General features: G+C 50.6%; 7 protein-coding genes and 4 pseudogenes. 1 reads left to right on the forward strand and 10 read right to left on the reverse strand.

What is annotated here, in order from left to right:
* Positions 1 to 803 precede the first annotated feature (803 nt).
* The 10 genes and pseudogenes from CFR76_RS16655 to CFR76_RS16695 form a co-directional block, all read right to left on the reverse strand.
* Positions 804 to 1,286: a lysozyme inhibitor LprI family protein gene (locus CFR76_RS16655; RefSeq protein ID WP_244191993.1), complete on the reverse strand. Its 483-nt coding sequence runs from the start codon at positions 1,284 to 1,286 to the stop codon at positions 804 to 806.
* On the reverse strand, positions 1,261 to 1,995 hold the full coding sequence (locus CFR76_RS16660) for a LysM peptidoglycan-binding domain-containing protein (RefSeq protein WP_110557910.1): 735 nt from the start codon (positions 1,993 to 1,995) through the stop codon (positions 1,261 to 1,263). Before CFR76_RS16660 ends, CFR76_RS16655 begins: the two co-directional genes overlap by 26 nt.
* A 797-nt stretch (positions 1,996 to 2,792) precedes the next feature.
* On the reverse strand, positions 2,793 to 3,173 hold the full coding sequence (locus CFR76_RS18305) for a hypothetical protein (protein ID WP_208624029.1): 381 nt from the start codon (positions 3,171 to 3,173) through the stop codon (positions 2,793 to 2,795).
* A 303-nt stretch (positions 3,174 to 3,476) separates the two neighbouring features.
* The gene (locus CFR76_RS16665) at positions 3,477 to 4,076 is read right to left on the reverse strand and encodes a PadR family transcriptional regulator (RefSeq protein ID WP_208624030.1); all 600 of its coding nucleotides are present in this window, start codon (positions 4,074 to 4,076) and stop codon (positions 3,477 to 3,479) included.
* A gap of 140 nt (positions 4,077 to 4,216) precedes the next feature.
* Complete coding sequence (locus CFR76_RS16670; RefSeq protein ID WP_244191994.1) at positions 4,217 to 4,357, reverse strand: efflux RND transporter permease subunit; 141 nt, start codon at positions 4,355 to 4,357, stop codon at positions 4,217 to 4,219.
* Between the two features lie 645 nt (positions 4,358 to 5,002).
* Positions 5,003 to 7,432 (reverse strand): TonB-dependent siderophore receptor, encoded by a 2,430-nt coding sequence (locus CFR76_RS16675; RefSeq protein WP_244191995.1) that lies wholly within the window; start codon positions 7,430 to 7,432, stop codon positions 5,003 to 5,005.
* Positions 7,432 to 8,364, reverse strand: a pseudogene (locus tag CFR76_RS16680) (VirB4 family type IV secretion/conjugal transfer ATPase); the annotation flags it as partial. The pseudogene CFR76_RS16680 and the gene CFR76_RS16675, both read right to left, overlap by 1 nt.
* Positions 8,363 to 8,539: pseudogene (locus CFR76_RS18580) on the reverse strand (VirB3 family type IV secretion system protein); the annotation flags it as partial. The pseudogenes CFR76_RS18580 and CFR76_RS16680, both read right to left, overlap by 2 nt.
* Complete coding sequence (locus tag CFR76_RS16690; protein ID WP_110557913.1) at positions 8,539 to 8,865, reverse strand: TrbC/VirB2 family protein; 327 nt, start codon at positions 8,863 to 8,865, stop codon at positions 8,539 to 8,541. The pseudogene CFR76_RS18580 and the gene CFR76_RS16690, both read right to left, overlap by 1 nt.
* Positions 8,862 to 9,014: pseudogene (locus CFR76_RS16695) on the reverse strand (P-type conjugative transfer ATPase TrbB); the annotation flags it as partial. The gene CFR76_RS16690 and the pseudogene CFR76_RS16695, both read right to left, overlap by 4 nt.
* 9 nt (positions 9,015 to 9,023) lie before the next feature.
* Between CFR76_RS16695 and CFR76_RS16700 the strand changes: the two are divergent.
* Positions 9,024 to 9,431: pseudogene (locus CFR76_RS16700) on the forward strand (IS66 family transposase); the annotation flags it as partial.
* Positions 9,432 to 9,617: the final 186 nt, after the last annotated feature.

Below are 9,617 nucleotides of genomic sequence, written 5' to 3' on the forward strand. Positions count from 1 at the left end.
GCTGTGCGGGATTAATCCCGCACAGCCCATACAGCGTTGATACGTATGGGCTTCTCAGATCGTTCTTAGAAGTTACTAATTACGAAACAGTCTCTTATCAAACGGGCTTCCGTTTGATAAATGGAAGAATGGCCATGCTCTTTTCCCCTGCACGACACAATATTCTCTGACCAGTTCATATTTTTCGATTGATGCGGGTAGCAATCAGTGGGTTTGGGAGAAATATGGGTATATTCTGTGTGCTGATTTTGAAACAGATATTCAGGACCATTATTTGGCAGAACAGAGTATAAAAACTCTTTATTAGCGCGGATATAGCGATCACACCCGGCTATAAAAAAAATCCTCCAAGACGCAAGCTCAAACGGGTACGAATCCTGAATGATAATAAAAAAGAACAGATTTATAATATAGATGATTTATTTATAGAATAATAATGCTCCTTCACTTCCACTCAATCATTCAAATTTAATACAACGCATTGATTAAAATAGGAATTTTTCCTTTCAAGCGATACAACCCCGCTACCATTACCGGCCAAATGCTACACTTATGATTTTCCAATAGAAATTAGAGAGAAAAAATTTTCGAGATTTCAAGGACTATCGGGATAATAAGTAAGCTATTTGAGACTCGATCCCCGCTCCCGATACATCGACCACCTCCCAAAACTGTCCTTCCCTACTATCATGATCCAGAATAACAAGTCATCCTGCTCGCTCCGTAAGGCAAATTTTGACCTGCTTATCGATATCAACAGTAAATAATGAAAAAAAATGTCTGATCTCCATTCAAAAATAGACCTATTTAAGCGGCAAGTCAGAAACAGCATCCTGAAGCTGTGCTGCTCGTCTATAATTCAGTTCGGCAAGGCATGCATATTCCCTCGTTTCCAATGCGTTCCCAATTGCACTAGCGCCTAAGGACTTTATAAAGCCACATTGTTCTTCACGATACTTTACAAATTCGCTATTGGATCTAACAAAATTTTTTTTAGCCAATACAATGAACTGATCTTCCACATCCCATCGGGATGACAACACAGCAATCACATGCGCTTCGGCCTGTGCTAGTGCATTCTGACTTTCATCGCGTTTCTTCAGCAGGCACTCATGCATCCCTGCCATCGAAAACTCACTGCATCCTTCACCCAACTCTCGTGCACTGGGTGTTACAGGATGGTCATCTGCTCTAGCTACCAGAGGTATGCAAACAACAAAGAGTAATCCAAGGGATATTTTTTTATAGGTATATGTTTTATTACGGGCCAGTAAACCGCATAACATAATTTAATTTCCTTATGTATTCAGAAGTTCCATTAGCATTATATAAACGATATATCAAAGACGTAGAAATGATTTTCCATCCAAAAATCACCCGCTGTTCAGATGCTTTCTGATATTTCAGTTCCATTCTTGGCTTAAGCTGGGCTGGCGTAATGCTGGGATTCAGGCTTTGCAGGTTTTTAACTGTCGTACCTGTATTCTTTGCAATATTCCACAGATTGTTATTCAACGTCGTGACCGTAACTTTCTCAATCCTCGAATCAGGATCGACAACCGTATCCATCCTGAAGTTTGCCATCCTCATAAGCAGATATCCGACCCCGGTACGAATGTTATCGGCTGGATTGGAACGGGCGGACCCAACTGTCAGGCGTCCTTTCCACGCAGGTGGCACAATGCGGTCACCACCCTCCTTTCCTGACAACAGCGAAGTCAGTCCCGGATCACCCGGATTACCGATCTGCATGGGCTGACGGGTCCATGCGGGGCTGTGTGCGCCCGTCTCTACCCAGATAATCACCTTGATCCATCGCCAGTCCAGCGGATGATAGCCAAGTGTACTGGATAAATGCCGGTTATATTCATCAACTGTTCGGCGGATTTCACTGTCCCATGCATTCCACTGGGCTGGGGAACGCCCGGCAGCATCAATGCCATCCTTCCATTTATCAAACGGGCTTCTGTTTGCCGATGATGGCTGAATGGCCATGCTCTTTTCCCCTGAACAACATGATATTTACTGCCCGTTTCATATCTTTCGATTGTTGCGGGCAGCAACCAACAGGTTTGGGGGAAATATGGGTATGTTCTGTGTGCTGATCTAAAAATGAATATTCAGAATCATTATTTAGCATAATAAAAAAATAGAAAATATATTTCCATAACAAACAATCAGAACTCTTTATTGGCTCCGATATGGCATTCGCACCCGGCCATAAAAAATCCTTCAGGACTCATGTTCAGACAAACATGAATACTGAAGGATAATAAAAAACAGGCCAGATTTATAATATAGACGATTTATTTAATATAAATAACGTTTACTCATTCCCACTCATTTATTAAAATCAACGTAACTCGTTGATTGAAATAGGAAATCTGGCTGCCAAACAGATCAACCCCGTCGTCAGTGCCGTCAAAATACTATGCTTTTGATTTTACATAAGAAATTAGACAGAAAAAATTTTCGAGAATTCAGGATCTATCGGGAACGATGATCCCGAATCGAGTATATCAACCTTGAACGTGAAAGCGAGTATTACATCAAAAAAGTGCCATCGAAGATTTTCTTCTATCCGTCCACTATGGCAAGTATCCCGGCCGAACATGAGAACAGGCGATGTCTCCATTCATAGGCCACGAGAGTTCATACATGGCTCCCGGAAACAACCATTGCGGTCAGAAGGACTCGTTTACCCGGAGCGACTCATCATCCAGTTAAGAGGTATCTTTTCCAAAACAAAAAAGGCCCGGCAATATGCCGGGCCTTCCGCTGGAGGGACGGAATCAGTTGGAACTGCTGCTGTTCTGGTTCCAGCCACCGCCATTGCGATCGCTACCACGACCACCGCCGTGTTCACCCCAGTTGCCGTTCTGGCTGTCGCCATCACGGTTGCCACGCTCGCCGGGGCCATTGTTCTGGTCGCCGCGGTTTCCACCACCGCGATCATCACGCTGGCCACCGGGACCGCCGTTCTGGTCACCACCATTCTGGTGATCGCCACCCTGGCCCCCATGGTTGCCGTGACCGCCATGCCTGCCACCGTGATGGCCATGGCCACGATGTTCGCCCTGCCCGCTGCCCTGGTTCTGGTCGGGTGACTGGGCCTGGGCAGCCAGCGGAAGGGAGACGCCAAGAGCGAGGGCAAACAGAATTGAACGCTTCATGATATATCCTTTGATTCGACCTTTGATCCATCGTCGTGCATCAGCGGACATGTGAGGTCGAACGATGTGAAAAATAATATCGGGAATATCTGGTCCAGAGTTTATACTTCTTCATGGACCGGTAATATTCCGGTTAATGTTCCAGATATCGGAACGCGTATTCTGGAACGTGAGCAACCTTTGTCCGGTCACTCACAAACCACGCCATGACAGTCCGTAAACAACAGATCCATGCATGGCGGGATTATGGGATCTTTCCTGCCCGGACGACCTGTTGGCCAGCCGGATGGGGAGATTGCGCTTTCAGACCTGCCCGATCGCCCGGGCGGCATCGTCCAGGAGGGCTGCGATCTTTTCCTCGGCGTCTTTATCAAGACCGCCGTTGCGTAGCCTCAGGCGGAGTGCCGTGCGCAGGTTTTCCATGCCGCGCATGACCGGCATCGGGACGTCCTTGCGGTCACCCCTGCCTTCTGCCGCACCGGTTGCGGCGCGGGCCAGGATTTCCTCAAGGGCCGCACGGCTGGCGGCCAGGAACGCCTCGCCTTCCGGCGTGATGTGGTAGTTCTTGCGGCCATCGGCCTCGACAATCCGGGCATAGCCCGCTTCATCCAGCCAGGTCAGCGTGGGGTAGATCACGCCGGGGCTGGGGGCGTAGCTGCCACCGAACTTTTCCTCGATCATGCGGATCAGTTCGTAGCCATAGGTCGGTTTTTCCGCGATCAGCGAGAGGACCAGAAGCCGCATCTCACCATAATCGAACAGCCGGTGACGGCCGCCCCGGCGGCCACCGCCATGATGCCCGCCGCGACCGTGATGGCGGCGGGGTTCGCCGGAACCGGCCATGCCCTCGGGGGAGAAAGTCTGGCGGTTACGACCGCCTGCGTGTCTGTTTTTGTGTTTCATGATTACCGATATAATTCCCGATATATCTTATGTAAGGATATATCGGAATATATTTTATCATTCCCGATAAACCCGCCCTTTCAGGCGCCGCAGGCAGTCCATCCGTCAGTCCCCTGCCCTGATCGCATGACCGGAAAATCTCATGATGTTTCTGCTTTCCTGAAAAAAGAGGCGCATCGCCCCACCAACAAATACAGGGCTGGCGTAGTGAACATGGTCTGGGCCTGACTGACGAGAAGGCCACCGATCAGCGCGATCCCGAGCGGTTGGCGTAGCTCCATCCCGTAAGCGAACGCCGCCTTCTATGTGTAAGACGAGCGAACTGGATGTTTTCAGTAACAGAAATCAAAAAAAGATCGTGAGATGATAATCCGTCGAAACTCTCATGTGCGTAAGGGCACCGTGCAGCCTCGCGCATCGTGTCATGGTCTCACCATAAACTTGGCAGGATCGCCTCACGTTTTTTGCGTCGCCACCCACCACGCTTCTTGCATCCTGGCTTCGTGAATGTTGCACACCCCTACTCCACGAATTTGGCATGGAACATTACACGGATCTTGCAGGAGGCTCCTCACGCAGATTGCATTGCGTGACCTCACGAATCTGGCACGTGTGCGGCTTCTAATGCTTTGAGTGCATAGAGAATCAGGGGCTCCGTTTCGGCGTTGCCCGTCGTTGCAAGGTGGAAGCGAGATTGGGGCTGTCACAACACATTCAGGAAGCCGCAATCACCTGCATACTACGTTCAGATGAAAGTGCTCTGCTACTGGTCTTCTTCGTTTGATAGATAGGAACAGCGCATGCTTCTTGCTGGCGTGCCCCTCCGGAACTTGTAGCAGCGCTGCCCCACAACTTTGGCATTGAAACGCGGGGCAATGCATTGATTTTAAATAAGGAAAGTCATTACAGTTTAGAATGGTAAAATTTCACCAACTATACGAGAAATTTCCATATATTCTCTGAGCTTGACCATAATAACATGTGCCGCCGGCAACCCCAGCACTGCACGAGGTCACATACCGGGTGTTCGCAAGGTTCGAAATTGCCAATTGAGCACGCAAACCTTTCAACATTGGTGACGCGTTTTCGAAATCGTAATGAGCCCCAACATCGAAAAGTAAATAGTCTGGAACTTTGTAGCTATTAGCATTATCCGCATATGTAGATCCGATATAACGAATGCCGAAGTTTACCCCTAAACCACGAAATATCTTCCTAGGAAGAGTATAATCAGCAAACATGTTCACCATATGGCGGGGGAGTCCAGCAATGTATTTCTCCTCTTCACTAACGGTCCCAAGATTGTTGCCAGCCATATCACGAAGTATTACACTTGTAGTACTTTTCGTAACACGAGTTTCATTGTACGAATAAGAAGCGGATAAACGCAGGTCTTTTGTAACGTTTGCATGAGCCGATAATTCAACACCTTTCGAAGTAACCGTGCCAGCATCCGATTCGTAACCAGGATGTTCCATATCTGTGATCTGGTAGTGATTTTCTTTAATATGATATGCGGCTGCCGTTAAGAAAATATTTGTATTTGGGATCAAGTATTTCAAGCCAGCTTCAAACTGCTTGCCATTTAAAGGTTTTGCTGCCTGTCCATCATACTGAAATGCACCAGTTTGCGGTATAAATGATGTTGCATAACTAAAATAAGGAGTTAACCCAAAATCAAAATTATATGTTAGGCCCGCCCGCCATGTAAATTTTGAAGCAGATGGATTTTGTCGTTCATAGAGATAGGGTTGAGTAATAACACCATGTCCCGCATCCGTTTCATAATTGTCACCCGTAGTGAGTCCCATTTTATAATTATACCAATCCTGCCTTCCTCCAAGAAGAATCGATAAATGCTTCCATTTTATTTGGTCCTGAAAATATATCCCTTTCTGATATTGTGTTTCTTTCGTATTGTCTAATTCTATATCATCTGGTCCATACAAACTATAATTCAAATGTGTGACGTAATATATGGGATCCCATACATTTATCGCTCCTGCTCCACTCGTATCGTAAGTAAGATTTTGGGCAATGGATATCCGTCTAAAGTCCATACCCTCTACAAGGGTTTGTTTCACCAGACCGGTATTCAAGTGTTCTACAAATCTACTATCCACTGCGACCGTGGAATATTTACTCCGTTGATCCCACGCACGGCGGTTAATAGTTCCGTCGCTCTTAAGAGATCCAAACAAATATAAGTTATTATTATGCGTAGATGAATCCTCATATCGAAACGATTGCTGAAATTCTAAAAATCTATTAAATTTATGTTGAAATTGATATTCGAAGGCCGCGTCTCGTTGACCATTGGTATTATATGCAGGGTCTCCAAGATAGCGGGATCGTGGAAGATAACCATGGGTGCCCCGAACTAACGTCCCGATACTTGGGTAACCCGTATCTTGTCCACTCGATGGCGTATACATATACTGTCCAACCAGAGTGAGACTCGTTTTATCATCGATGTCCCATTTTATAGATGGCAATACACCAACTCTTTTATAATTTAGATAATCTGTTTGGGTGCCTTGCGTTACGCCTATTCCCGCTATTCTATATTTTAGATTGCCAGATTTAGTTATCTTATCACCCACATCAAAAGTAGCTTCGTAACGACCCCAATTACCAAACCCAACACTTACATTATGTATAGGTGTTTCTTCTGGTTGCTTTAAGCGCGTGGCAATTAGCCCACCTGGCCCAACCTGGCCATAAAGAACGGAAGCTGGTCCGTTGAGTGCTTCGACACGTTCGACAAATGCCGTTTCGCCCGCTGCAACGGAATTAGACATAATACCGTCAACATATTGCATTGCGTTAAATCCACGCATCATGACAGAGCCAGTGCCGTTGGCATTTCCTCCAGCAGTAGCAACCTGCGAGGTCCCCAACTTTTCAGCGTACACTCCGGGCATATAACGTAGTGCTTCCTTCACCGTCTGAGCTTGTTGGTCAAGGATTTCTTGTTTGGTGATAACATAAACCGAATTAGGGATTTCCGTAATTGGAGTATCCGTTTTTGTCCCGGCTTCAGTATATGTAGCTACATAGCCGACACCGGGACCGATTGCAGCCTCATGCGTATTAACTAGCCCGCCGACCTTGACGGGACCGAGTGTGATATTGGCGGCCGCCTTAACAAGGGAAATATGGTTTCCCGTAGATCGCGCAAATGTATAGCCGGTTCCAGCAAGAATACGGGAAAGCGCCTGATTCTCTGTCATCGTACCCGAAACAGCGTTTCCCTTCAGTCCCTTCACTTGGCTGGTCTCGAAGAATATCTGAAGATGCGCTTGCTGACTGAAGGCCAGAAGCGATTGGTTTAGATCACCGGCCGGGATACTCACGGATAATGTGTGCGCGGGGACAGGGCCGACCAGACATGATCGCGGATATCGGGGGTGATTGTGACGCCTTCGCGACCAAGCAGCTCCACGACCCATTCCGCGGCCCAGGCCCGCTCGCCTGCCGTGTCAATATCGCGCAGGGGTTGCAGGGCGACCGGTTCCGACATGTCTTCAGCGAGACCGCCGCCCAGATCGTGCCAATCCCCGCCCATCGCAAGGGCCGCCGCCCGGATGGAGCCACCAAAATCGAAGGCAAAGATCTGGGCATTCCCGTAGCGGCGAAACTGCATCGCCATGAAGGCCAGCAGGACCGATTTGCCAGACCCCGTCGGTCCGACGATCAGCAGGTGCCCAACATCACCGACATGAAGGGCGAAACGGAATGGCGTCGCCCCTTCGGTCTTCGCAAAAAATAGCGGGGGTGCGCGGAAATGGCCGTCGCGTTCCGGCCCTGCCCATACGGCGGAAAACGGGATCATATGCGCAAGGTTCAGGGTCGAGAGGCAGGGCTGGCGCACATTGGCATAGACATGCCCCGGCAGGCTGCCCAGCCACGCCTCGACCGCATTGACCCCTTCGCGCATGCAGGTGAAGTCGCGCCCCTGAATGGTTTTTTCGACCTGACGCAGCCGGTCGTCGGCCACCGACGCATCTTCGTCCCACACGGTAATCGTTGCGGTGACATAAGCCTGCCCCACCAGATCGGCGCCAAGTTCCTGCAATGCCGCGTCGGCATCGGCTGCCTTGTTGGCGGCGTCGCTATCCGTCAGGACCGAGGCCTCGTTGGTCATCACCTCCTTGAGGATCGCCATGATGGATTTACGCTTGGCGAACCACTGGCGGCGGATCTTCCCCAGCGCTTTTGTCGCATCCGTCCGGTCCATGCAGATCGCGCGCGTGGACCAGCGGTAGGGAAAGGCCAGCCGGTTGACCGAGCAGCCAGAGCACAGCCCCGCCGACCCACAGCCGCAGGCCAAGCCCGAGGGCTGCCGCCAGCGTGCCATTGACGATAGCGACCGTGCGTGGCGCGCCGCCGAGCAGGATCGGCTCGACAAGCGACCGATGAACGGGGGCGAAATAGCCGGGGATGTTTTCAGGCACCTCCATCAGATCAGCGCTCCCCCCGAGAACGAGAAGAAGGACAGGAAGAACGAACTGGCGGCAAAGGCGATGGACAGTCCGAACACGATCTGGATCAGGCGGCGGAAACCACCCGAGGTTTCTCCGAAAGCCAGCGTCAGGCCAGTCACGGTGATGATGATTACCGAGATGATCTTGGCTACCGGTCCCTGTACGGATTCCAGGATCTCGTTGAGCGGGGTTTCCCATGGCATGCTTGATCCCGATGCGTAGGCCGGGACGGCAAGCAGAAGGGTGGATATGGGCGCAAGTGCTACGGCCGCGCGACGGCGCAGGACGGACAGGGTCGTCATGACACGTCTCCGACGGATTTGAGGATGTAATCATCGTTCGGGCCGAGACCCTCGACGGAAGCGATTTCGACAAGACGACGCGCACTGCCGCGACCGGCCAGCACGGCGATCATGTCGATGGTTTCGGCGATCACCGCCCGCGGCCTGGTTCCGTTACTCCCGTGGTCGATGGCCTCCTCGCCTGGATGCGCGAAAGTTGCACCCGCCTGTTGAAGAAGACCCCCGTTGCCACAGCCATGGCCTATATCCTGCGCAGGCCAGAGAGTTTTACCCGGTTCCTCTCCGACGGACGGATCTGCCTGACCAACAATGCCGCTGAACGCGCACTACGCGGCATCGCCCTTGGCAGAAAAGCCTGGCTGTTCGCCGGTTCCGATCGGGGCGGCCAGCGCGCGGCCGATATGTATTCCCTCATCGTCACCGCAAAGCTCAACGACGTCGATCCCCAGGCCTGGCTCGCCGACGTTCTCGCCCGGATCAACGACCAGCCCGTCTCACGCCTGCACGAACTGCTCCCCTGGAACTGGAAAAATACCCGTCACGCCAATCATACACAGGCGGCCTGACGCATGCCTGTGGTCCTCGTCGGATGCTTACCGTAGATCTCAAGCAGCTTGTCGGACACGGTCATCAACCGCAGGCGCTGTTTGACCGTAATCATCCGGCGAGAGACGCGGGCGTATTCAGGCGGCGATGGTATTGTGGACCTGCTGGTGGGCTTTCCAGTGCCAGGGCAGGAGTTCATGGAGGCG

The sequence above is a fragment of the Komagataeibacter swingsii genome, from assembly GCF_003207895.1.
Classification (GTDB): domain Bacteria; phylum Pseudomonadota; class Alphaproteobacteria; order Acetobacterales; family Acetobacteraceae; genus Komagataeibacter; species Komagataeibacter swingsii.

What these genes read in the sequence shown, in the direction of transcription:
- CFR76_RS16665 (WP_208624030.1), bottom strand. Translation starts at nt 4,076, where the DNA reads ATGAAACACAAAAACAGACACGCAGGCGGTCGTAACCGCCAGACTTTC.
- CFR76_RS16660 (WP_110557910.1), bottom strand. Translation starts at nt 1,995, where the DNA reads ATGGCCATTCAGCCATCATCGGCAAACAGAAGCCCGTTTGATAAATGG.
- CFR76_RS16670 (WP_244191994.1), bottom strand. Translation starts at nt 4,357, where the DNA reads ATGGAGCTACGCCAACCGCTCGGGATCGCGCTGATCGGTGGCCTTCTC.
- CFR76_RS16655 (WP_244191993.1), bottom strand. Translation starts at nt 1,286, where the DNA reads ATGTTATGCGGTTTACTGGCCCGTAATAAAACATATACCTATAAAAAA.
- CFR76_RS16690 (WP_110557913.1), bottom strand. Translation starts at nt 8,865, where the DNA reads ATGACGACCCTGTCCGTCCTGCGCCGTCGCGCGGCCGTAGCACTTGCG.
- CFR76_RS18305 (WP_208624029.1), bottom strand. Translation starts at nt 3,173, where the DNA reads ATGAAGCGTTCAATTCTGTTTGCCCTCGCTCTTGGCGTCTCCCTTCCG.